At 68.6% G+C, this 22,911-nt stretch carries 20 protein-coding genes; 9 read left to right on the top strand and 11 right to left on the bottom strand.

What is annotated here, in order from left to right:
• Nucleotides 1–109 precede the first annotated feature (109 nt).
• The 4 genes from IG196_RS06995 to IG196_RS06980 are packed head-to-tail and all read left to right on the top strand — an operon-like array spanning nt 110 to nt 4,543.
• The gene (locus tag IG196_RS06995; RefSeq protein WP_192195552.1) at nt 110–1,342 is read left to right on the top strand and encodes an acyl-CoA dehydrogenase family protein; all 1,233 of its coding nucleotides are present in this window, start codon (nt 110–112) and stop codon (nt 1,340–1,342) included.
• Complete coding sequence (locus IG196_RS06990) at nt 1,339–2,310, top strand: ABC transporter substrate-binding protein (protein ID WP_192195551.1); 972 nt, start codon at nt 1,339–1,341, stop codon at nt 2,308–2,310. The genes IG196_RS06995 and IG196_RS06990 overlap by 4 nt, the downstream gene beginning before the upstream one ends.
• Nucleotides 2,307–2,906: a cysteine dioxygenase gene (locus tag IG196_RS06985; RefSeq protein WP_192195550.1), complete on the top strand. Its 600-nt coding sequence runs from the start codon at nt 2,307–2,309 to the stop codon at nt 2,904–2,906. The genes IG196_RS06990 and IG196_RS06985 overlap by 4 nt, the downstream gene beginning before the upstream one ends.
• On the top strand, nt 2,903–4,543 hold the full coding sequence (locus IG196_RS06980) for a rhodanese-related sulfurtransferase (RefSeq protein ID WP_192195549.1): 1,641 nt from the start codon (nt 2,903–2,905) through the stop codon (nt 4,541–4,543). The genes IG196_RS06985 and IG196_RS06980 overlap by 4 nt, the downstream gene beginning before the upstream one ends.
• A 69-nt stretch (nt 4,544–4,612) precedes the next feature.
• Here IG196_RS06980 and IG196_RS06975 read toward each other — a convergent pair whose 3' ends face one another.
• From IG196_RS06975 to IG196_RS06955, 5 genes are all read right to left on the bottom strand, one after another.
• Complete coding sequence (locus tag IG196_RS06975) at nt 4,613–6,088, bottom strand: DEAD/DEAH box helicase (protein ID WP_101492660.1); 1,476 nt, start codon at nt 6,086–6,088, stop codon at nt 4,613–4,615.
• Between the two features lie 130 nt (nt 6,089–6,218).
• Nucleotides 6,219–7,109 carry a neutral zinc metallopeptidase gene (locus IG196_RS06970; protein ID WP_192195548.1) on the bottom strand — a complete coding sequence of 297 codons (891 nt, stop codon included), beginning with the start codon at nt 7,107–7,109 and terminating at the stop codon, nt 6,219–6,221.
• A gap of 122 nt (nt 7,110–7,231) precedes the next feature.
• Nucleotides 7,232–7,798 carry a dCTP deaminase gene (gene dcd / locus IG196_RS06965; protein ID WP_099795730.1) on the bottom strand — a complete coding sequence of 189 codons (567 nt, stop codon included), beginning with the start codon at nt 7,796–7,798 and terminating at the stop codon, nt 7,232–7,234.
• Between the two features lie 80 nt (nt 7,799–7,878).
• Nucleotides 7,879–9,165, bottom strand: a complete 1,287-nt coding sequence (gene guaD, locus IG196_RS06960; protein WP_192195547.1) for a guanine deaminase — start codon at nt 9,163–9,165, stop codon at nt 7,879–7,881.
• Between the two features lie 105 nt (nt 9,166–9,270).
• Nucleotides 9,271–10,386, bottom strand: a complete 1,116-nt coding sequence (locus IG196_RS06955) for a BMP family ABC transporter substrate-binding protein (protein WP_192195546.1) — start codon at nt 10,384–10,386, stop codon at nt 9,271–9,273.
• 169 nt (nt 10,387–10,555) lie between these two features.
• Between IG196_RS06955 and IG196_RS06950 the strand changes: the two genes are divergently transcribed.
• Entirely contained in the window at nt 10,556–11,794 is a 1,239-nt protein-coding gene (locus tag IG196_RS06950) for an MFS transporter (protein WP_192195545.1), read from the top strand.
• Here IG196_RS06950 and IG196_RS06945 read toward each other — a convergent pair.
• The 3 genes from IG196_RS06945 to IG196_RS06935 all read right to left on the bottom strand — a co-directional run bounded on the left by IG196_RS06945 (nt 11,784) and on the right by IG196_RS06935 (nt 16,280).
• A complete protein-coding gene (locus IG196_RS06945) occupies nt 11,784–14,312 on the bottom strand; it encodes a penicillin acylase family protein (RefSeq protein ID WP_192195544.1) in 2,529 nt (842 codons plus the stop codon). The genes IG196_RS06950 and IG196_RS06945 overlap by 11 nt on opposite strands.
• Before the next feature lie 102 nt (nt 14,313–14,414).
• Complete coding sequence (locus IG196_RS06940) at nt 14,415–15,224, bottom strand: helix-turn-helix domain-containing protein (RefSeq protein ID WP_192195543.1); 810 nt, start codon at nt 15,222–15,224, stop codon at nt 14,415–14,417.
• Between the two features lie 102 nt (nt 15,225–15,326).
• Nucleotides 15,327–16,280, bottom strand: a complete 954-nt coding sequence (locus IG196_RS06935) for a LysR substrate-binding domain-containing protein (protein ID WP_153285478.1) — start codon at nt 16,278–16,280, stop codon at nt 15,327–15,329.
• 105 nt (nt 16,281–16,385) lie between these two features.
• Between IG196_RS06935 and IG196_RS06930 the strand changes: the two genes are divergently transcribed.
• Nucleotides 16,386–17,705, top strand: a complete 1,320-nt coding sequence (locus IG196_RS06930; protein ID WP_192195542.1) for an MFS transporter — start codon at nt 16,386–16,388, stop codon at nt 17,703–17,705.
• On the opposite strand, the gene IG196_RS06925 is transcribed toward IG196_RS06930, so the two are convergent.
• Entirely contained in the window at nt 17,666–18,733 is a 1,068-nt protein-coding gene (locus IG196_RS06925) for an adenosine deaminase (protein WP_192195541.1), read from the bottom strand. The genes IG196_RS06930 and IG196_RS06925 overlap by 40 nt on opposite strands.
• A gap of 231 nt (nt 18,734–18,964) precedes the next feature.
• Here IG196_RS06925 and fabA point away from each other — a divergent pair, with 231 nt between their 5' ends.
• The 3 genes from fabA to IG196_RS06910 all read left to right on the top strand — a co-directional run bounded on the left by fabA (nt 18,965) and on the right by IG196_RS06910 (nt 21,211).
• Nucleotides 18,965–19,480: a 3-hydroxyacyl-[acyl-carrier-protein] dehydratase FabA gene (fabA, locus tag IG196_RS06920; RefSeq protein WP_056574156.1), complete on the top strand. Its 516-nt coding sequence runs from the start codon at nt 18,965–18,967 to the stop codon at nt 19,478–19,480.
• A 10-nt stretch (nt 19,481–19,490) separates the two neighbouring features.
• Nucleotides 19,491–20,711 (top strand): beta-ketoacyl-ACP synthase I, encoded by a 1,221-nt coding sequence (gene fabB, locus IG196_RS06915; protein ID WP_101492671.1) that lies wholly within the window; start codon nt 19,491–19,493, stop codon nt 20,709–20,711.
• A gap of 107 nt (nt 20,712–20,818) precedes the next feature.
• The gene (locus IG196_RS06910; RefSeq protein ID WP_192195540.1) at nt 20,819–21,211 is read left to right on the top strand and encodes a nuclear transport factor 2 family protein; all 393 of its coding nucleotides are present in this window, start codon (nt 20,819–20,821) and stop codon (nt 21,209–21,211) included.
• Nucleotides 21,212–21,227: 16 nt separating this feature from the next.
• On the opposite strand, the gene IG196_RS06905 is transcribed toward IG196_RS06910, so the two are convergent.
• The gene (locus IG196_RS06905; protein WP_192195539.1) at nt 21,228–21,605 is read right to left on the bottom strand and encodes a hypothetical protein; all 378 of its coding nucleotides are present in this window, start codon (nt 21,603–21,605) and stop codon (nt 21,228–21,230) included.
• Between the two features lie 88 nt (nt 21,606–21,693).
• A complete protein-coding gene (locus IG196_RS06900) occupies nt 21,694–22,863 on the bottom strand; it encodes a BMP family ABC transporter substrate-binding protein (RefSeq protein WP_101492674.1) in 1,170 nt (389 codons plus the stop codon).
• Nucleotides 22,864–22,911 lie beyond the last annotated feature (48 nt).

Raw genomic sequence — 22,911 nt, 5'->3', positions numbered from 1 at the left:
AGCGAGACCGTACCGAGACGGGCCCCGAAAACGAACGCAGAAAAACGAATTTGGATATGCGCGATGCATCCTTCGCGTGCTGGCAGCGGGCCTTTACCGTGCGGGCACCATGAGTGCACTCCCCTTGCGCCGCGCGCCGGCCGTTCCCGAAACAGACACCCCGCCCTCCGTCGACCCCAGCGTGCTGGCCCGCCTGTCGGACCAGTTCGCGTCCACGGCGGCCGACCACGACCGCAGCGGCGCCTTTCCGCGGCAGAACTTCGAAGCGTTGCAGGCGCACGGGCTCATCGGCCTCGTCGCACCTGCCGCGTACGGCGGTGGTGGCGCCACGCTGGCCACGGCGCGCCGCGTGATCGCGGCGGTCGCGCGCGGCGAGCCCGCCACCGCGCTGATCCTCACCATGACCTACCTGCAGCACCAGGCGCTCGCGCGCCGCGAGAGCCGCTGGCCCGCGCACCTGCGCGAGCGCGTGGCACGCGATGCGGTGACGCACGGCGCGCTCATCAACGCGCTGCGCGTGGAGCCCGCGCTGGGCTCACCGGCGCGCGGCGGCCTGCCCGGCACCGTGGCGCGGCGCACGCCCGAGGGCTGGCGCATCGACGGCCACAAGCTCTACACGACGGGCATCGAGGGCCTGTCGTGGCTCGCGGTCTGGGCGCGCACCGACGAGCCCGCGCCGCGCACCGGCGTGTTCCTGGTGCCGCGCGATGCGCCCGGCATCCGCGTGATCGCGAGCTGGGACCACCTGGGCCTGCGCGCCTCGGGCAGCCACGAAGTGGTGTTCGAAGACGTCGCCATTGCCGCCGACCACGCCGTCGACCTGCGCGCACCCGCCGACTGGGCGCCCGGCGCCGGCAGCCAGACCGACATCGACGCCCATGCGGCGCAGCAGGCCTGGATGGTCGTGCTGCTGGGCAGCCTCTACGACGCCGTGGCACGCGCCGCGCGCGACTGGCTGGTCGACTTTTTGAACCGGCGCGCGCCCGGCAGCCTCGGCGCGCCGCTGGCGAGCCTGCCGCGCGTGCAGGAGCAGGTGGGCGAGATCGAGGCGCTGCTGCGCACCAACCGCGTGCTGCTCGACGACGCAGCCGCCGCGGTCGACAGCGGCCACACGCCACCCGCCGCCGACAGCGGCCTGCTCAAGCACACCGTGACCACGCACGCGATCCGCGTGGTCGAGCTGGCGCTGCAGCTGAGCGGCAACCACGGCCTCACGCGCCAGAACCCGCTCGAACGCTACTATCGCGACGTGCTGTGCAGCCGCATCCACACCCCGCAGAACGACGTGATATTGGTCGCGGCGGGCCAGCGTGCGCTGCAGGCTTTGGGAGGTGCCGCATGAGCGCGCTGCAACTCTCCCGCCGCGCCTGGCTCGCGCAAGGTGCTGCGTTGTCGCTGGCCGTGGCCAGCCCGCTGCGCGCAGTGGCGCAACCCAAGGCCACGCTGGTGCTCGGCGACCAGGCCGGTGGCCTGCGCTCGCTGTTCGAAGCCTCCAAGGCCCTCGACGACGCGCCCTTTGCCTACCGCTGGGCCAACTTCCAGGGTGCTGCGCCGCTGTTCGAGGCGCAGCGCAGTGCCGCCGTCGACACCGCGATGGCCGGCGACCTGCCCGTGCTCGCGGCGGCCGTCGGCAAGACGCCACTGAAGATCGTCGCCACGCGCGTCGGCAAGGCCGAGTCGCTGGGCATCGTGGTGCAGCCCGACTCGCCGCTGCGCAGCGTGGCCGACCTGCGCGGCAAGACAGTCATCGTCTCGTCGGCGCGCGGCAGCATCTCGCAGTACCAGCTCTACGGCGCGCTCGAAGAGGCCGGCGTGCGGCGCGACGAGGTCACGGTGAAGTTCGTGCTGCCCACCGACGCCGCCGCCGCGTTCGCCTCGAAGCAGATCGACGCCTGGGCCATCTTCGACCCCTACTACGCGATCGCGCTGCAGCAGGGTGGGCGCATCCTGCGCGACGGGCGCGGCATCAACACGGCGCTGGGCTTCATCACCGCGAGCGAGCATTCGCTGGCCGACCCCGCCAAGCGCGAGGCCATCGTGCAGTTTCTCGACCGGCTCGCGCGTGCGGGCGACTGGGCGCTGGCCAACCCCGAGGCGTATGCGCAGGCCTACAGCCAGCTCACGCGGTTGCCGATTGCGTCGGCGCGCCTCATCACGGCGCGCGCCTCGGTGGCGGGACGTCCGGTGAGCGAGGCCGACATCACCGCGCTGCAGACCGTGGCCGACCGCTCGGCGCGCGACGGTATCCTTCCTGTGCGCGTGGACGTGCGCGCCATTACCGACACCCAACTCTGGAAACGCCCCGCATGATTGCTCCGCTGCGCGATTTCGTCGGCGCCTTCGGCCGGCTGCTCGACAGCCAGCCCGACGAGCCGCGCATCCTGTCCGAAGGCGGCGCGCTGCTGCGCACGCTGGTGGCGCGCGACGACTGGCTGCCCGACGCCTTCGCCGTGGCCGACCCGACCTACTACCAGCAGTTTCTGCTGCACGCCGACAGCACCGAGCGCTTCTCGGTCGTGAGCTTTGTCTGGGGGCCGGGCCAGGCCACGCCGATCCACGACCACACGGTGTGGGGCCTCATCGGCATGCTGCGCGGCGCCGAGTACAGCCAGCCTTACGCGCTCGACGCCAGGGGCACCGCCCGGCCCCAGGGCGAACCGGTGCGGCTCGACGCGGGGCATGTCGAGGCCGTGTCGCCCACCGTAGGCGACCTGCACCGCGTGCACAACGCGCATGCCGACCGGGTGTCGATCAGCATCCATGTGTACGGCGCCAACATCGGCGCCGTGCGCCGCCACACCTATCCGACCGAAGGCGGGCGCAAGCCCTTCGTCTCCGGCTACTCCAACACGCTGCTGCCCAACTTGTGGGACCGCTCCGCCGAACTCCGAAACACTGCCGCATGACGACGACCACGACCACTGCCTCCTTTCCCCTGTTGCCTTTCGCCACGCTGCGCGAACGGCTGATCGCGCGCGAAGAAACCGCGCTGCTCGACCTGCGCGAGGAAGACCCGTTCGCGCAGGAGCACCCGCTGTGGGCCGCCAACCTGCCGCTGTCGCGCATCGAGATCGAAGCGTGGCGGCGCATTCCGCGGCGCGACACCTTCATCGTGCTGTACGGCGCGCACGACGGTGTCGATCTCGCACCCGCCGCAGCACACACCTTCGCCGCGCTCGGCTACACGAACGTGCACCTGCTCGACGGCGGCCTCGAAGGCTGGCGCGCGGCGGGCGGCGAGCTGTTCCGCGACGTCAACGTGCCGAGCAAGTCCTTCGGCGAACTGGTCGAGCACGAGCGGCACACGCCGTCGCTGTCGGCGCCCGAGGTGAAGGCGCTGATCGACAGCCGCGCCGACGTGGTCGTGCTCGACGCGCGCCGCTTCGACGAATACCAGACCATGAGCATCCCCTCGGCCACCAGCGTGCCGGGCGCGGAGCTGGTGCTGCGCGTGCGCGAACTCGCGCCCGACCCGGCCACGCGCGTGATCGTGAACTGCGCGGGCCGCACGCGCAGCATCATCGGCACGCAGTCGCTCGTGAACGCGGGCATCCCGAACCCGGTGGCGGCATTGCGCAACGGCACCATCGGCTGGAAGCTCGCGGGCCAGGTGCTCGACCACGGCGCGGGCCGGCAGGCGCCGGCCGCGGTTTCTGAGGCCAACCGTGCGCAGGCACAGGTCGACGCACGCCGCGTGGCCGACGCCGCGGGCGTGCGCCGCATCGCCATCGACGCACTCGACACGCTCGAAGCCCCGGGCCGCACCGTGTACCGCTTCGACGTGCGCACGCCCGAGGAATACACCGCCGGCCACCTGCCCGGCTTCGCGAGCGCGCCCGGCGGACAGCTCGTGCAGGAAACCGACCACCGGGTGCCGGTGCGCGGCGCACGCATCGTGCTGGCCGACGACGACGGCGTGCGCGCGTCGATGAGCGCCTCATGGCTCGCGCAGATGGGCTGGGAGGTGTACGTGCTCGAGGCGGTGCCACCGGCCACCGCGCTCAGCGAAACCGGCACGCCGACGTCGGCCTACCCGCCCGTCGCGGCCACGGTCGCCGAGATCGCACCCGAGGCACTGGCCGCGCTGCTGAAGCAGCAACCCGCCACCGCCGTCATCGACGTGACCACGAGCGCCAACTACGTGAAGCGCCACATTCCAGGCGCCTGGTACGTGATCCGTGCGCAGCTCGCGCAGGCGATCGACGACAAGGCCATCCCGTCCGCGCCACGCTACGTGCTGACTTGCGGCAGCAGCCTGCTCGCACGCTATGCCGCCGCGGACCTGCGCGCCCTGCTCGATGCACGCGGCCAGCGCGATGTGGAAGTGCAGGTGCTCACAGGCGGCAACACCGCCTGGTTCGCCGCCGGGCTGCCAGCCGAAACCGGCGAGACCCGCCTGGCCACCGCCCGCACCGACCGCTACCGCCGGCCCTACGAAGGCACCGACGCGCCCGTCGAGGCCATGCAGGGCTACCTGGACTGGGAGTACGGGCTGGTGGAACAGCTGGGGCGCGACGGCACGCACCACTTTCGCGTGGTCTGAGGCGCAGAGCGCAGACGAAAAAAAACCGGGCACTGCCCGGTTTTTTCTTTCACTGTGCGAGCCACCGGTTCAACCCGGCTCGGCCGCCTTGAACAATGCCGCGACCTTGCGCTTGCTCTTGATATTGCTCGAGATGCCGCGTGCGGGCGAGGCCTTGGCCGACGCTTCCCAGGCCGGTGCGGCTTCGCGCTCGCCCGATTCGTAGGGCTTGTCGAAGAACGGATCGCGCGGCGCCGACGGCGCGCGGTGCGGGCGTCCGCCAGCGCTGCCGCTCATGCTGCGGCGGGGTTCCACGTCGCGGCGTTCGCGCGGCTGGTCGAGCACATCGCGTGCGTCGCCGGCTTCGCCCTCTTCGCGCCAGTGGCGGCGTCCGTCGTTGATGCGACCGCGCGGGCGGTCTTCTTCGAACTCGACGGGTTCGAGCTCGATCTTCTTCTTGATCAGCTTCTCGATGTCGGCCACCAGGCGCGCATCGTTGCCGCCGCTGGCGAAGCTCACGGCCAGGCCCGAAGCGCCGGCACGACCGGTGCGGCCGATGCGGTGCACGTAGTCTTCGGCGTTGAACGGGATGTCGAAGTTGAAGACGGCGGGCACGTCCTTGATGTCGAGGCCGCGGGCCGCAACGTCGGTGCACACCAGCAGGTCGACTTCACCGGCCTTGAACGAGGCGAGCGCCTTCAGGCGTTCGTCCTGGCTCTTGTCGCCGTGCAGTGCGGTGGTACGCAGACCGTCGCGCTCCAGCGAGCGTGCGAGGCGCGCGCAGCCGAGCTTGCTGTTGACGAACACGAAGGCCTGCGTAATGCCGCGCTGCTTGACGATCTGCTTGAGCGCACGGCGCTTGTCGTCGTCGGAGACGCTGTAGAAGTGCTGTTCGACGGTGGAGGCCGTTTCGTTCGGCCGCGCCACTTCGATGGTGACCGGGTTCTGCAGGTAGCTGCTGGCCAGCCGCTTGATCTCGGGCGAGAAGGTGGCCGAGAACAGCAGCGTGGTGCGCTGCTTGGGCAGGTAGCTCAGGATGCGCTGCAGATCGGGCAGGAAGCCGATGTCGAGCATGCGGTCGGCCTCGTCGAGCACGACGTATTCGACCTGGTTGAGCACCGCGTTCTTGGCTTCGATGTGATCGAGCAGACGGCCGGGCGTGGCCACGAGCACTTCGACGCCCTTCTTCAGCTCCAGCGTCTGCGGCTTCATGTCGATGCCGCCGAACACCACCGTGCTGCGCAGGTTGGTGTACTTGGCGTACAGCTTGACCTGTTGCGCGACCTGGTCGGCCAGTTCACGCGTGGGCAGCAGCACCAGCGCACGCACCGGATGCCGCGCGGGCGAGGTGGAGGCGTTTTCGTGCTTGAGCATGCGCTGCAGCAAGGGCAGCGAAAACGCCGCCGTCTTGCCGGTACCGGTCTGCGCGGCACCCATCACGTCCTGGCCTGAAAGCACCACCGGAATGGCCTCTGCCTGGATGGGCGTCATGGTCTCGTAGCCCATTTCGGCCACGGCGCGGGCCAGCGGTTCTGCCAGCGAAAGATTGGAGAAGGACATTGTCATTGAGCCTTCTATTGTCGCATTGCCGCAAAAAACGGCAGTGACAACGAAACGACAACATCCGCGTGGGCCGAATTGCTATTTATTCAATAGCAAAAACCCCAATGAATCCGCGGCTCTCAGGACACAATCTTTACAGACTGCGCGCGTTGAAGGTGTCGCAGGACTTCATTTCACCCGTCTGATAGCCCGTGCCGAACCACCGTTGGCGCTGCGCACTGGAGCCGTGGGTGAAGCTGTCGGGCACCACGGCGCGGCCTGCGGAACGCTGCAAAGCGTCGTCGCCGATCTTCTGGGCGGCGTTCATGGCGGCCTCGATGTCGCCCGGGTCGAGCCACTTCTTCGACTCCTGCGAGTGGTGCGCCCACACGCCCGCGAAGCAGTCGGCCTGCAGCTCGACACGCACGCTGATGGCGTTGTTCTGCGCCTGGCTCAAGCGCCCGCGCATGCCGTCGACCTTGGCGGTGATGCCGATTTCGTCCTGCACGTGGTGGCCGACCTCGTGCGCAATGACGTACGCCTGCGCAAACTCGCCCGGCGCGCCGAGCTGGTTCTTGAGGGTGTCGTAGAACGCGAGGTCGATGTAGACCTTCTTGTCGCCCGGGCAGTAGAACGGCCCCATGGCCGATTGACCGGTGCCGCAGGCCGTGGGCGTGGCGCCGCGGAACAGCACGAGCCGGGGCGCCTGGTAATTGCCGCCGTTCTTGCGGAAGAGATCGGTCCAGACCACTTCGGTGTTCTTGAGCACGGTGGAGACGAAGGCCGCCTCGCGGTCGCCCGTGGGCGGCTTGGGCGCCGGGCCCTGCTGTTGCTGCTGCACCTGGACGGGGTCGCCACCGCCGCTGAGCAGGCTCAGCACGGTGAGCGGATTGATCCCGAAGATCCAGCCCGCGATGAGCGCGACCGCGATGGTGCCGATGCCGATGCTGCGGCCGCCAAACAGGCCGCCACCGCCGCCGCCGCCGCCCCCACCGTCACGGCGATCTTCGACGTTGTCGGATTGTTCGTTGCCTTCCCATCTCATCGCAGTCTCCTTGCCGGCTTGCTGATCGGAGTATTTGCCGGAACGTCGCAGGATGGTACTTGGCCTGACGGCCGGTGGCGTAACCGGCGGTCAGGAGGCGCGCAACAGTGCGTCAGTGCGCGTCAGGTCTTGGGCAGCGTGACGCCGCGCTGGCCCTGGTACTTGCCGCCGCGGTCCTTGTAGCTGGTTTCGCAGACCTCGTCGCTCTCGAAGAACAGCACCTGCGCGCAGCCTTCGCCCGCGTAGATCTTGGCGGGCAGCGGCGTGGTGTTGCTGAACTCCAGCGTCACGTAGCCTTCCCATTCGGGCTCGAACGGGGTCACGTTGACGATGATGCCGCAGCGCGCGTAGGTGCTCTTGCCCAGGCAGATGGTGAGCACGTTGCGCGGGATGCGGAAGTACTCCACCGTGCGTGCCAGCGCGAAGCTGTTCGGCGGAATGATGCAGTAGTCGCCGTGCATGTCGACGAAGCTCTTTTCGTCGAAATTCTTCGGGTCGACCACGGTGCTGTGGATGTTGGTGAAGACCTTGAATTCAGGCGCGCACCGGATGTCGTAGCCGTAGCTCGAGGTGCCGTAGCTGATGATCTTGTGGCCATTGTTCTCGCGCACCTGGCCCGGTTCGAAGGGGTCGATCATTCCTTCGTTTTCGGCCATGCGCCGGATCCATTTGTCGCTCTTGATGCTCATATGCGCTCGCTGATGCTGCTGCGGGGGAATCGGGGCCGAATTGTGGCATGGGCGCCCTGCGCGCCCTCCCCTGGTGCAGATCAGCCCGCCTGCGAAATCACCGTGCGCTCGACCAGCCGGTCGTCGCCCAGCACGATCATCGCGAACAGCAGCTCTTCGAGGTTGTTGGCCAGCGAGGTCTTGCGCGCCAGCAGCGGCGTGGCGGAGGGGTTCAGCACCAGGAAGTCGGCCTCGCAACCCGGCTGCAGGTTGCCGACCACGCCGTCGAGCCCCAGCGAGCGCGCCGCGCCGCCGGTGTGGTGCCACCACAGCCGCGAGGGCGCGATGCTCAGGCCGGGCTTGGTCTGGCCCTCACGGCCCACGTAGTACGCAGCCAGCATGGTGTGGAAGGGGCTGAAGCTGGTGCCGCCGCCCACGTCGCTGGCCAGGCCGTACGGTTGTTCGAGCCGGTCGGCCGCGCCGAAGTCGAAGAAGCCGCTGCCCAGGAACAGGTTGCTCGTGGGGCTCACGGCGGCGGCCGTCTTCGTTTCGTGCATGAGCGCACGGTCGGTGTCGTCCAGGTAGATGCAGTGGGCGTACACGGCGCGTTCGCGCAGCAGGCCGAAGTCGGCGTACACGTCCAGGTAGGAGCGCGACTTCGGGTACAGCTCGCGCGCCCACTTCACCTCGTCGCGGTTCTCGGCCACGTGCGACTGGATCCAGGTGTCGCCGTACTTTGCGGCCAGCTCGCCGGCACCGCGCATCTGCGCGTCGGTGCTGGTGGGCGCAAAGCGCGGCGTGATGGCGTAGCCCAGGCGATCGACGTTGTGCCACTTGCGGATCAGTGCCTCGGTGTCGACCAGGCTTTGCTCGGTGTCGTCACGCACGCCGTCGGGCGAGTTGCGGTCCTGCAGCACCTTGCCGGTGATCATGCGCAGTTTGCGGCGCTGCGCGCTCTCGAAGAAGGCATCGACCGAGGCGACGTGCGAGGTCGCGAAGGTCAGCGAGGTGGTCACGCCGTTGCGCAGCAGTTCGTCGAAGAACACGTCGGCCACCACGCGCGCATGCGCGGGGTCGGCGAACTTGGCTTCCGCCGGGAAGGTGTAGTTCTCGAGCCAGGGCAGCAGGCCGGCGGCGGGCGCGCCGATGATGTCGGTCTGCGGATAGTGAACGTGCATGTCCACGAAGCCCGGCGCCAGGATGCGGCCCGGCAGGTGGGTGGTGTGGGCGCCGACATGGCGCTGCGACACGTCGGCATGGCTGCCGGCGTCAAGCACGCGCTGGCGGCCGGTGCTGTCGGGGGCGACGACCAGCAGGCCGTCTTCATCGAAGACAGGCAGGCCGGCGGCGTCGAATCGCAGGAGGGAGGCGCGGTAGGCTTTTTTCATCGTGGATTCGGAGGGTAATCCAGCCCCGGACGGCGGGAATTGCCCTGCGCGTATGAGTGCTATACGCGGAACGCACTCTTCAGACGCAGAGCAAGGGGGCGGCACTCAGCGGCTCACCCGCCCCTGCACACCCTCGGCCAGCCAGTTCATCTGCAGGACCTGCTCGTCGGTCAGCTGTGCGCCCTTCGCGATCGCGACGCGGCCCTCGTTGTCGCGCACGTCGGTGGTCACCGCACGGAAGGGCTGCAGCTTGCCCGCCGCGATGTCCTGCTGGCGCGCCAGCACCTCCTGCTGCACGGCCTTGGGCACCTTGGTGCCGAAGTCGCCGACGCGGATCATTCCTTCCTTCACGCCCCCCCAGAGGTTGCCGCTCTTCCAGGTGCCGTCGAGCACCGCGCGGGCACGCTGCGTGTAGTAGCCGCCCCACTGGTGCGTGACCGCGACGATCTGCGCGTCGGGCGCGATCTTGCGCATGTCGGAGTGGTAGGCCACGGCCATCTTGCCGCGCTCCTGCGCGGCGGCCATCACGGCGGTGGAGCCCGTGTGGAAAGCGAGCACGTCGGCGTTCTGGTTGAACAGCGCCATCGCCGCGTCGCGCTCCTTCGGCGGATCGAACCACTCGTTGAGCCACACCACGACCACCTTGGCCTTCGGGTTCACCGAGCGCATGCCGAGCGTGAAGGCGTTGATGCCCTGCAGCACCTCGGGAATCGGAAAGCCCGCCACATAGCCGGCCACGTTCGTCTTCGTCATGCGCCCAGCCGCGATGCCCGCGAGGTAGCGGCCCTCGTAGTAGCGGGCGTTGGCGGTGGCGACGTTGGGCGCCGTCTTGTACCCAGTGATCGACTCGAACTTCACGCCGGGAAAGTCCTTCGCGACCTTCAGCGTCGGCTCCATGTAGCCGAAGCTGGGCGTGAAGATCAGCTGGCTGCCCTGCTGCGCCAGGTCGCGGATCACGCGCTCGGCGTCGGCGCCCTCGGGCACGTTCTCGACGAAGGTGGTGTTCACGCGGGGGCCCAGCGCCGCCTCGACGGCCTTGCGGCCCTCTTCATGCTGGCGCACCCAGCCGGCATCGGTGACCGGCGTGACGTAGACAAAGCCGATCTTCAGCGCGTCCTTCGCCAGGGGTGGCTTCGGCGGTGCGGTCTGTGAAAAGGCGGGAGATAAAAAACAGGCGGTCACCCACGCCAGAACGGCGCGGCCCGCGAGGTTTTTGTACATGGTGGTCCTCTACATGGCCCCGGTCGAACAAGAAACCCGCAGCCGGCCGGGACGCCCGGCTGCGGGGGGAAGATTTTAGTGCGCGGCGATCCGTCGGGTGCGGCGATGGGGCCCGCCGCGAATCGGCAGCGCGGCTTTGGCTCCCCGCGCCACACAATCGATTCGCCCCATGACGAACCCGATCCCCCACACCATCCACGCCGCCCACGCGCACTGGCAGCGCAACCTCGCCGTCTGCATGTTCGGCTCCTTCACCACCATCGTCGCGATGACGCTGCTGCTGCCCTTCCTGCCGCTGTACGTCGAGCAGCTGGGCGTGAAGGACCATGCGGCCATCGTGCAGTGGTCGGGCGCGGCCTACGGCGCCACCTTCTTCAGCGCGGCGCTGGTGGCACCGCTGTGGGGGCGCCTGGCCGACCGCTACGGCCGCAAGCCGATGCTGATTCGCGCGAGCCTGGGCATGGCGGTGGCGATGGCGCTCATCGGCATGGCCGGCAATGTGTGGCAGCTCGTGGGGCTGCGGCTGCTCGCGGGCCTGCTGGGCGGCTATGCCTCGGGCTCGATGGTGCTGGTCGCCACGCAGACACCGAAAGATCGCACCGGCTGGGCGCTCGGCACGATGTCGTCGGCCATCATGGCCGGCAACCTCGTGGGTCCGCTGGTGGGCGGCGTGCTGCCGCCGCTCATCGGCATCCGCGCGACCTTCTTCGCGGCGGGCGCGATGATCTTCGTGGCCTTTCTCGCGACTGCCTTCCTGATCCGCGAGGAGAAGAAAGCGCCCTCGGCCGCCAAGCAGCACGGCGCCGCCGACACCGGCTGGGCCGCCATTCCCGACAAGCGCCCGCTGGTCGCGATGCTCTTCACCGGCATGCTGCTGATGCTGGCCAACATGTCGATCGAGCCGATCATCACGGTCTACGTTGCCACGCTGGTCGACGACCCGCAGCGGGTGACGATGATGGCCGGCCTCGTGATGTCGGCCGCCGCGCTCGGCAGCATCCTCTCGGCCTCGCGGCTGGGCAAGCTGGCCGACCGTGTGGGTCACTGGAACGTGATCGTCGGGTGCCTCGCGGTGTCGGCGCTGCTGCTGGTTCCACAGGCCTTCGTCACGTCGGGCTGGCAGCTGGTGGTGCTGCGCTTTCTCATGGGGCTGTCGCTCGGCGGGCTGCTGCCGTGCATTGCGAGCGTGATCCGCCACAACGTGCCCGAGCGCGTGGCCGGCAACATGCTCGGCTACTCGACCTCGGCGCAGTACACGGGCCAGGTGGCGGGCCCGCTGCTCGGCGGCTTCGTGGGCGGGCACATCGGCATGCGCGCCGTGTTCCTCGGCACCTGCGTGCTCATGGCCGCAGGCGCCGGGTGGAACTGGCTCGCGCAACGCGCGGCCGCGTCGTCGGCTACTCGCTGACGACGGCGCTGCGGTAGGCCGCGTCGCCCTTGATCTCGGCTTCGGAGAACGGCACCTTGAGCCACTTCCCGGCGCTGTAGGCGCGGGTGTAGTCGGCGTTGTGCGCCGATGCCGGGTCGTCCGACAGCGAGAACGTCAGGAAGGTGTGGGCCTCCACGCCGCCTTCAGGGAACCGCACGATCTGCATGTAGCTGTTGCCGTTCGGGTTGCCGTCCATGGTGTAGCCGCCCTTGTCGAGACGGTTCTCCGAGCAGGCGATGGTGAAGTAGCCCGGGCCGCCGCAGCCGCCGTACAGCGGGATCTTCTGACCGCCGCGGGTGGCGAACAGGTAGTCGCCGCGCTGCGCGTTCTCGGCAAAGCCGCTGGCCTGCACCCGCGCCACGGCGGCGCCGAAGGCCTGCTGCAGCGCGGGCGCGGCGTCAGGCTTCAGGTCGCGCGGGGTACGGATCGGGTCGGCCGGGTTGAAGGCCACGCTGTACAGGTCAGCCGCAGGGATGCGCGAGGCGCGGCTCCAGAACTCGTCCCACACATGCGCACCGCGCGCACCCGCAACGCCGGTACCGCTCCAGTCCTGCAGCGCGCTGCAGGCTGCAGAGACATCGATGTCGCGGCCGATGGCCTCGCTGGTCAGCGGATCGGTGACGACGTTGATGGTCGACTTCGCGCACACCAGCGGCAGCGCCTGCATCTTGAAGAGCTCGGCCGTCAGCGCACGGCTGTCGAGCACCATGCGCTTCACGGTGTCGGGCGTGGCACCCCGTGCGCCGTGGCTGTCGGTGCCGTCGATGCGGCCTTGCGCGAGCAAGTGGCCCAGTCGCGTGCGGAAGGTCACGGGGTCGGTGCCGGCCGGCCCCATGATGTCCGGGAAGCCGGTGAGTGGCGCCTTCGGGTTCGCCAGCCAGTAGCTGTCGTTCATGTTGGCCACGTAGTCGTCGCGCAGCAGGCTCGGCAGCCGGGCCGCACCGATGGCGCCCTTCTGCGCCGAGTCGGCGTCGGTCTGCCAATCGCACTCGCTCTTCGAGCCGTCGAAGAACGGCACGCGCGGCAGCGAGGCGCCGGCCGCCGTGCCCAGCGGCGTCGTGCAACTGGCCACCTGGGTGGGCGACACGTTGGGAATCGCGCCGATGTCGGCATACCAGGCCTTGGCCGCGCCGCGGCCTACCGCCACGGTGTTGACCCACGGAATGGCCGTTTCCTCGCGCTGGATGGCGATGAACTCGTCGAGCGACTTGGCCTGGTTCCAGCGCAGCCAGTTCTTGAAGGTGCGGTAGTTCTCGCCGTTGATGTCGCGGATCGCGAAGGCCGTGGTCTGGCTCCAGGCGAAAGGCGTACCGAAGGCCGTGAGGTTGACCATCGGCCCGTACTCCGACTTGTAGAGCGTGCGCGTCACCGGCGCCACGCTGCCGTCGGCCTGCTTCACGTTGACGGTGATGTTCAGCGCCTGCATCTTCACGGGCTTGCCGTCGCGCATGTAGCTGGTCGGGTCGCCCGCCGCGAGCTTCAGCTCGTAGAAGCCGAAGCGCCGCGCGGTCGACACCGTGTGGCTCCACGCGACGTTGTCGTTGAAGCCGATGAGCATCACCGGAATGCCGAGGAACGAGGTGCCGCTGATGTTGAGCTGGCCCGGGATCGTGAGGTGCGCCTGGTAGAAGCGGTCGGGCCCGCGCCAGTACCAGTGCGGGTTGCCGAAGAGCAGCGGGCTGCTGTCGCCGGTGGCGGCCGTGCCGAAGCCGATCATGTTGCTGCCCACGCCTTCCTTGCCGCCGACCTGCAGTTCGGGCAGGGGCACATTGATCGCCGCCAGCTGCAGCGCGCCCTTCTTTGCGCCGCTGCGCGCGGCCATCTTGGTGGGCGCTGCCGGCGCGGGTGCGATCGCATTGGCGATGTTCGGCAAGAAGTTGCTGTAGCCACCCGCGAGGTTGGCCGCGTACATGCGGCGGTAGATGTCCTCGGCGGTGATGGGCTTCACCCAGGCTTCGCTGCGGCAGGCTTCGTGCGCGGTGCCGCCGGCCTTCACGTCGCGCACGTAGCGGTTGTAGCCGGCGGCGAAGCCCTCGACCAGCTGCTTCAGGTTGTCGGGCTGGGCCGCGATCATCTTCTGCAGCACATCGGCCGAGATCACCTGCTTGTGGAAGAAGTCGGAGTCGATGTTCTTCGGCAGGCCGATGGTGCTGCTGGCCACGAGCTTCGCATCGGCGCCGAAGTACTGCGAGCGCTCGCCGCGGTATGTGAGGAACGAATCGGCCATGGTGCACAGGTTGTCTTCGGCCTGCGCGTAGCCGTAGCCATAGCCGAGGTCGGGCCAGTCGGCGGCCTTGATGTGCGGCACGCCCATCGCGGTGCGGCGGATCTCGGCCTTGTAGGCATTGTTCTCGGCGGGCGGGTTGCCGCCGGCGCCGGGGAAGAACGGGAAGCTGCTGCCACCGCCTCCGCCACCACCGCAGGCAGTGAGTAGGGCCGCCGTGGCGAGCGCAAGCAAAGCCCGCGGCATGGCGCCGCGCGAGGATGTCTGTCTCATTGTTGATGTCTCCGGTTGATGCTCTCTTGATGGAGCACCACCAGCTTAGGCACGCAGACCTGCTGCGGCTTGAACGCAGCCGCTGTCCTGCGAGCGACGCACTCAGTGAACGGTCGCGTCGCCCCACGCGTGCGACGCGTGCGCGTCGGCCGTCACGCGCACCTGGTTAGCTAGGAAGGACGGCGACAGGCCGAAGTAACGCTGGAAGGTGCGGCTCATGTGCGCCGCGTCGGTGAAACCGCTGACCAGCGCCACGTCGGTCAGCGGGCGGCGTTCGGTGAACTGCTGCACCGTGCGGCGCACCTTGGTCCACAGCGCATAGCGCTTGATCGACACGCCCACCTGCTGCGCGAACAAATGTGTGAGCCGGTCGGGCGAGAGAAAGGCCAGCGCCGACAGCTCGCGCAGCGGAATCTGCCCTGCGCGTGCGCGGATGGCCTGCAGCACACGGTCGATGCGTGGGTCGATCGCGGCCTGCAGCTCGGGGCTCTCGGTGATCGACGTGACCAGCTTCGCGCTCAGCATCTGCAGGCGCCGGTCGGACAGCGCGCCGTGCTGCGCCGGTTCGAAGTCGTCGCGTGCGCGGCCGAAGCGACGCGCGTCGATCGGCTGGATGCCGTGGCCGCCCATGTGCCGCGCAAGCATGCGGTAGGCGCTGGAGGCCGGGTCGAGGTTGAGCGACAGCAGCCCGCAGCCGTCGACGTCGAGGCGACGCGACACATGCGGCCCCACCAGCGCGGCGGTGCAACGCACGCGCGTGCCGTCGACCGCCTCCAGCGTGAAAGGGTGGCCGCTCACCGAGGCCAGCAGCGTGGCCGACGAACGCGCCGTGAGCCCCGACTGGATCGCCGGTGTGATGTAGAGGAACCTGTCGTCCCACAGGTGCAGGGAGTTGTGCCGCGTAATGGTCATGCCGCCTCGCTTGGGTCTTGTCTCTTGCGCTTGTCTTGTCTCTCGCGGCGGATTCTCACGCATTGCGGCCACGGCCCCGGCAAGGGCCCGCGCTCCGCGGGGTCAGCGGGGTTGCACCGTCTGCAGCTGCGCATGCTGGCGCACCGCCTCCAGCAGCAGCGTGGCCAGCCGGCTCGCCGGCGCCTCCGCACGAGCTTGCGCGCGGTACAGCACGAGCGAGATCTGCGGTAGCGCCGGCAGCGAGAGCACCGAGCGGTCGAGCGTGCGCACATGCGAGGGCAGCCCGAACGGCGTGCGCACGGTCAGGCCCAGGCCGGCCGAGGTTGCGGCCCACAGCGCCGCCAGGCTGGCACTGCCGAAGGCCCGCCGCCACGGCAGGCCGGCGCGGTCGAGCGCAGTGATGACGATCTCGCGCAGCGGGCACGGGGCATCGAGCATGATGAGCGGCAGCGGCTCCTTGCTCTTGACCGCGCGAACGCCCGCACGGTGCTCGCGCTCGGTCCACCAGGGCGCATCGACGCGCTCGGGCGCGGTCGGGCCGATCCACAGCAGCGGCAGCCGCGCCACGCGCTCGGCATACGGCGACAGCGGCTGGTCGCCCGCGTCCCAGGCCAGCGCCAGGTCGAGCTGGCCCAGCTCGAGCCGCTCGCGCAGCTCGCCGCTGCGCGCCACGCAGGCCTCGATGCGCACCTTGGGGTGCGCGCGCGCAAAGCGGCCGAGCACGGCCGGCAGCAGCGTCTCGCCGAAGTCTTCCTGCAGGCCCAGCCGCACCCAGCCCTGAAGGTCGACGCCGCGCAGGGCGGCGCTGGCCTCGTCGTTGAGTTCGAGCATGCGGTGCGCGTAGGCCAGCAGCGTTTCGCCGGCATCGGTGAGCGCCAGGCCACGGCCCTCCTTGCGGAACAGCACGGTGCCGGCCTGCGCCTCCAGCTTCTTGAGCTGCGCGCTCACGGCCGAGGTCGAGCGGCCCAGCTTGTCGGCTGCGCGCGCATAGCTGCCGAGTGCCATGCCGGTGGAGAAGGTGCGCAGCACGTCGAGATCGAACATCACCTGGGTCATTGCGGGTCCTTGCGTCGGTTCTTTCATCGTCCCGAATTTCGGGATGGTTTGCCCATTATTTTCTGATTTTCAAAACCTTTGCAGCGGCGGACACTGCGCCGCAACATGACACATTCGACCTCCTCTTCCCCGGTGTTTTCTCGCCGGCACCGCTGGAAGGTGCTCGCCGCCGGCGTCGCCGCCAACGCGGCCTTCTCGGTCGCCTTCAGCGGCATCCCGATGACCGCCGTGCTCATGCGCACCGGCTACCAGCTCGACAACGCCGCGCTCGGCCTGGTGCTTGGCCTCATGGGCCTGGGCATCGCCGTGAGCGAGCTGCCGTGGGGCCTGCTGACCGACCGCTGGGGCGACCGCCCCGTGCTGCTGGCCGGCCTGGGCAGCACGGCGATCGCGCTGGTGGCGATGGCGCTGTGGGCCGCGCCGGGGAACGGCCACATTCCCGGTCTTGGCGTGCTCGGTGCGGGGCTGTTGCTGGTCGGTCTGCTCGGCGGCAGCGTGAACGGCGCCAGCGGGCGCGCGGTGATGACCTGGTTCGACGCCAGCGAGCGCGGACTCGCCATGAGCATCCGACAGACGGCGGTGCCGCTGGGCGGCGGCATCGGCGCGCTGGTGCTGCCTTTCGTCGCCCTGCACTTCGGCTTTGCCGCGCTGTACGGCCTGCTCGCGCTGCTGTGCGCGCTGAGCGCGGCGATGAGCTGGGCCTGGGTGCACGAGCCGCCCATCACGCCGCACCCAAAGACCACGGAGGCCGCCGCGCCGAAGACCGGCCCGCTGCGCGACGTGCGCGTGTGGCGCATCGTGGCCGGCATCGGCATCCTGTGCGCGCCGCAGTTCGCGGTGCTTTCCTTCGGCACGGTGTTCCTGCACGACTTCGGCCATGTGGGCCTGGGCACGATCACCGCCGCCATGGTCTTCGTGCAGATCGGCGCGATGGCGATGCGCGTATGGAGCGGCCGATGGACCGACCGGCGCCGCAACCGCCCGGCCTACCTGCGGGCCTGCAGCGCGCTCAGCGTGGTGCTGTTCGCGGGCCTGGCCGCCCTGGTGATGGCGGCGGGCACCGAGGCGCCGTCACCCGCGCTGCGCGGGGCGCTGATCGCGCTGCTGGCCGTGAGCGGCGTGTGCGTGTCGGCCTGGCACGGCGTGGCCTACACCGAGCTGGCCACGCTGGCCGGCGCGGCGCGCGCCGGTACTGCGCTGGGCATGGCGAACACCAGCGTGTTCCTCGTGTGCTTCGTCACGCCCTTCTCGATTCCGCACCTGCTGGCGCTGCAGGGCTGGCCGGTCGTGTGGCTGGCGGCCAGTGCGTGTGCGCTGGTGGCGGTGCCGCTGCTCGTGCCGCGCAAGGCCGGACCGCGGCCCGGCGCCTGCACAGCCGACCTCGCTCAGAAGGTCGCGAAGACGGCGTTGAGCCGGTCGACGTAGGCGCGCTTGGCCGCCGCGTCGATGAAGCTGCCCTCGAAGCTGTTCGCCGCGAGCTGCCAGGCCTGCTGCACGCCGAGCCCCGTCACTGCGAAGGTCTGCGTGAAGTTCTGGTTCATGTAGCCGCCGAAGTAGGCCGGGTCGTCCGAATTGACGGTGGCGACCAGCCCCGCCTCGAGCAGCGCGCCGAGGTTGTGCTGCGACAGGTCGGGGAACACGCACAGCTTGAGGTTCGACAGCGGGCACACGGTGAGCGGAATGCGGTCTTGCGCCAGCCGCTTCATCAGTGCCGGGTCTTTGGCGCTTTGCACGCCGTGGTCGACGCGCTCGACCTTCAGCACGTCGAGCGCGCTCCACACGTAGGCCGGCGGGCCCTCTTCGCCCGCGTGCGCGACGAGGTGAAAGCCCAGTTCGCGGCAGCGCGCGAACACGCGCGCGAACTTCTCGGGCGGGTGGCCGACTTCGCTCGAGTCGAGCCCCACGCCGATGAACTTGTCGCGGTACGGCAGCGCCTGCTCCAGCGTCTCGAAGGCTTCTTCCTCGCTCAGGTGGCGCAAAAAGCACAGGATGAGCGAGGCGCTCACGCCCAGCTTGGGCAGCGCATCGACGCACGCGCGGTGCAGGCCGTTGACCACCGTGTCCATCGCCACGCCGCGCGCCGTGTGCGTCTGCGGGTCGAAGAACATCTCGGTGTGCACCACGTGGTCGGCGGCGGCGCGCTCCAGGTAGGCCCAGGCCATGTCGTAGAAGTCCTGCTCTTTCAGCAGCACGCTGGCGCCGGCGTAGTAGATGTCGAGAAAGGTCTGCAGGTTGGTGAACGCGTAGGCCTTGCGCAGTTCTTCGACGCTGGCATACGGAATCGAAACGCCGTTTCGCTGCGCGAGCGCAAAGATCAGTTCGGGCTCGAGCGAGCCTTCGATGTGCATGTGCAGCTCGGCCTTGGGCATGGCGCGCAGCAGCTCGGGCAGGCGTTCGGCGGGAATGCGCTGCGCGAAGCTCGGGTCGAACAGGGGGCGGCTGAAATCGGTCATGGGCGTGGGAAATCGACGTTGTGATCGCGCACAGCATAAGGGCAGACACCCTGCGCGGCATTCCCGAAAACGTATACGCTGCCCACCCCTTTTCCCCCAAACTGATCTGGGTCAAATCGGGCCGCGCAGGATGCGATAGGCTTGGACCCCGGCAGGCCCGGCATCGGGTGTGTTCCCTCCAATCCGCGCGCAGCGGCATTTATGCCCTGGCGCCGTCCTTGATCGAATCGCATGACCCTACAAAACGCCTTCACCCGCGAAGACCTGCTGCGCTGCAGCCGCGGCGAACTGTTCGGCCCCGGCAACGCACAGCTGCCCGCCCCGAACATGCTGATGGTGGACCGCATCACCCACATCAGCGCCGAGGGCGGTACCTACGGCAAGGGCGAACTCACGGCCGAACTCGACATCACGCCCGACCTGTGGTTTTTCGCCTGCCACTTCGAGGGCGACCCGGTCATGCCGGGCTGCCTGGGCCTGGACGCCATGTGGCAGCTGGTCGGCTTCTTCCTCGGCTGGCAGGGCCTGCCGGGCCGCGGCCGGGCCCTGGGCTCGGGCGAAGTGAAGTTCACGGGCCAGGTTTTGCCGACCGCCAAGCTCGTCACCTACAGCATCCAGATCAAGCGCGTGCTCAAGGGCAAGCTCAACCTGGCCATCGCCGACGGCTCGGTGAGCGTCGACGGCCGCCAGATCTACACCGCCGAGGGCCTGCGGGTCGGCGTGTTCACTTCCACCGACAACTTCTGAGGGTTTCGCCATGCGACGCGTCGTCATCACCGGTCTGGGCATCGTTTCGTGCCTGGGCAACGACAAGGAGACCGTCTCCGCCAACCTGCGCGCCAGCCGCCCCGGCATCCGGTTCCAACCGGCCTATGCCGAGATGGGCCTGCGCAGCCAGGTGGCCGGCTCCATCGACCTTCCCCTCGAAGACCTCATCGACCGCAAGCTGTATCGCTTCGTCGGCCACGCGGCGGCCTACGCCTACCTGGCCATGAAGGACGCCATTGCCGATGCCGGCCTGACCGAGGAGCAGGTGTCCAACCCGCGCACCGGCCTCATCGCCGGCTCGGGCGGCGCCTCCACGCTGAACCAGATGGAAGCGCTCGACCTGCTGCGCGAAAAGGGCGTCAAGCGCGTCGGCCCGTACCGCGTGACGCGGACCATGAGCAGCACCGTGTCCGCCTGCCTGGCCACGCCGTTCAAGATCAAGGGCCTGAACTACTCCATCGCCTCGGCCTGCGCCACCAGCGCGCACTGCATCGGCAACGCCATGGAGCAGATCCAGATGGGCAAGCAGGACATCGTGTTTGCCGGCGGCGGTGAAGAAGAACACTGGACCCAGTCGTTCCTGTTCGACGCCATGGGCGCGCTGTCCACCAAGTACAACGAGACGCCCGAAAAGGCCTCCCGCGCCTACGACGCCGAGCGCGACGGCTTCGTCATCGCCGGCGGCGGCGGCATGGTCGTGGTCGAGGCGCTCGACCACGCACTGGCACGCGGCGCAAAAATCTACGCGGAAATCGTCGGCTACGGCGCCACCTCCGACGGCTACGACATGGTCGCGCCCAGCGGCGAAGGCGCCGTGCGGTGCATGCAGATGGCCATGTCCACCGTCGACACGCCCATCGACTACCTGAACACCCACGGCACCTCGACCCCCGTCGGCGACGTCATGGAAATGAAGGGCGTGCGCGAAGTCTTCGGCGACAAGGCGCCGGCCATCAGCTCCACCAAGAGCCTGTCGGGCCACTCGCTGGGCGCCGCCGGCGTGCACGAGGCGATCTACTGCCTGCTGATGATGGAAGGCAACTTCATGGCCGGCTCGGCCAACATCGAAGCGCTCGACCCCGAAGTGGCCGACATGCCGATCCTCACTGCGACGCGCGAGAACGCCACCGTCGACACGGTGATGAGCAACAGCTTCGGCTTCGGCGGCACCAACGCCACGCTGGTGCTGAAGCGCTGGCAAGGCGCATAAGCGTTCTTCCGCCTGCCGGCCCCGTCGCGCCCGCGACGATGGGCCCGCAGGCGCTTCGCTAGACTGGGTTTTCCGTGCTTCCATCCACCCCGCGAGGAGACAGACCCATGGCGATCGACACCCTTTCCACCTGGCACCGACTCGTCAAGGCACGCGACGTGGCGGGCCTGGACACCCTGCTGGCCGACGATGCCGTCTTTTTATCGCCCGTGGTGCACCGGCCGCAGGTCGGCAAGGCGATCACGAAGCAGTACCTCGCCGCGGCGTTCCAGGTCTTCTTCAACGAGAGCTTCCGCTACGTGCGCGAGCTCCAGGGCCCGAACGACGCCGTGCTCGAGTTCGAACTCGAGCTGGACGGCATCGCCATCAACGGCGTCGACATGATGAAGTGGAACGCCGACGGGCAGATCACCGAGTTCAAGGTGATGCTGCGACCGCTGAAGGCGGTGAACCTCATCCACCAGAAGATGGCGACGCAGCTGCAGGCGGCGGCGCAGTAAGCCGCACCCTGCGAGTTCAGGGGCAGGCCAGTTCCGTCTTGGCCACGGCACACAGCCGCGCCTTCTCGGCCGCAGGCAGCGTGAGCCCCGGCATCAGCCCGTCCAGCCGCAGCACCGCCGGGTAGAGGCGCGCATCCTGCGGGTTCTTGCGGTAGGCGCGCAGCACCAGTTGCTGGCCTTCCTTGCCGCAATGCTGGCGCTGCTGGCGCGCCACTTCCTTGTCGTGCGCCGACCCGTCGCCGTTGAATTCGCCGGCGAAGTGAAAGCACATTTCCGCGTCGTCGACCGCCTTGCGCAAGCGCTGCTCGTCCTTCGAGAACGTCGGCGGTGCGGCGAACGACATCGACACGGCCAGCAGTGCCGCGCCTGCAACCATGACTCCTTGCAGCTTCATGAGATGAACCTCTTGTCCGAATGAAAAAAGGGCCGTCCGCAGACGACCCTTCTCGTGGCAATCGCCGAAGCGATCGATGGTCGATTGATTACTTCTTGTCGCCGCCCGGCACCTTGCCTTCGACGCCCTTGACGTAGAAGTTCACGCCCGACAGGAACTTGTCGTCGGCGACCGCGTCCTTGGCGATCAGCTCCTTGCCGTCCTGGCCGACGATCGGGCCCTTCCAGATCGAGAAGCTGCCATCCTTCAGGCCCTTCTTGATTTCGTCGACCTTGGCCTTGGTTTCGGCCGGCACGTCTTCGGCGATCGAGACGATGTCGATCGCGCCTTCCTTCACGCCCCACCAGGTCTGGCCCGTGGCCCACTTGCCGTCCAGCGCGTCCTGCGTGGTCTTGATGTAGTACGGCGCCCAGTTGATGATGGCCGAGCCCAGGTGGGCCTTCGGGCCGTAGGCGGTCATGTCGGAGTCCCAGCCGAAGGCGCGCTTGCCCTTTTCTTGCGCGGTCTTGAGCACGGCCGGCGAGTCGGTGTTCTGGAACAGCACGTCGGCGCCGCCGTTGATGAGGGCGGTGGCGGCTTCGGTTTCCTTCGGCGGGCTGAACCACTCGTTCACCCACACGACCTTGGTCGTGATCTTCGGGTTGACCGACTGCGCGCCCAGCGTGAAGCTGTTGATGTTGCGCAGCACTTCGGGAATCGGCACCGAGCCGACCACGCCCAGCGTGTTGCTCTTGGTCATCGAGCCGGCGATCACGCCGGCCATGTACGCGCCTTCGTAGGTGCGGCTGTCGTAGGTGCGCATGTTCTCGGCGGTCTTGTAGCCGGTGGCATGCTCGAACTTCACGTCCTTGCTGTCGTTGGCGACCTTGAGCATGGGCTCCATGTAGCCGAAGGTGGTGCCGAAGATCAGCTTGTTGCCCTGGCCCACGAAGTCGCGGAACACGCGCTCGGCGTCGGCCGACTCGGGCACGCTTTCGACGAAGGTGGTCTTGATCTTGTCGCCGAATTCCTTCTCGAGCGCCTTGCGGGCGTTGTCGTGCGCGAACGACCAGCCGCCGTCGCCCACAGGGCCGACATAGGCGAAAGCGATGTTCAGCGGAGCGGCCGGTGCGGGGGCCGGAGCGGCTGCGGGCGCCGGTGCCGGCGGTGCAGCGGGAGCGGCCGCCTCTTCCTTCTTGCCGCAGCCGATGAGGGCCGCCGAAGCCACCGCGGTGAGTGCCGCGAGCTTGAGCAGGGAACGCTTGTTCAGATCATTCATTGTCGAAATCCTCAGAAGAAAAGGACGGGTTGGCAAAAAAACGAGAAC

Source organism: Variovorax sp. 38R, from assembly GCF_014843395.1.
Taxonomy (GTDB): Bacteria; Pseudomonadota; Gammaproteobacteria; order Burkholderiales; family Burkholderiaceae_C; genus Variovorax; species Variovorax paradoxus_H.
Note: the sequence above shows the minus strand (reverse complement) of the source record. Positions and strands in the feature narration are given on the sequence as shown.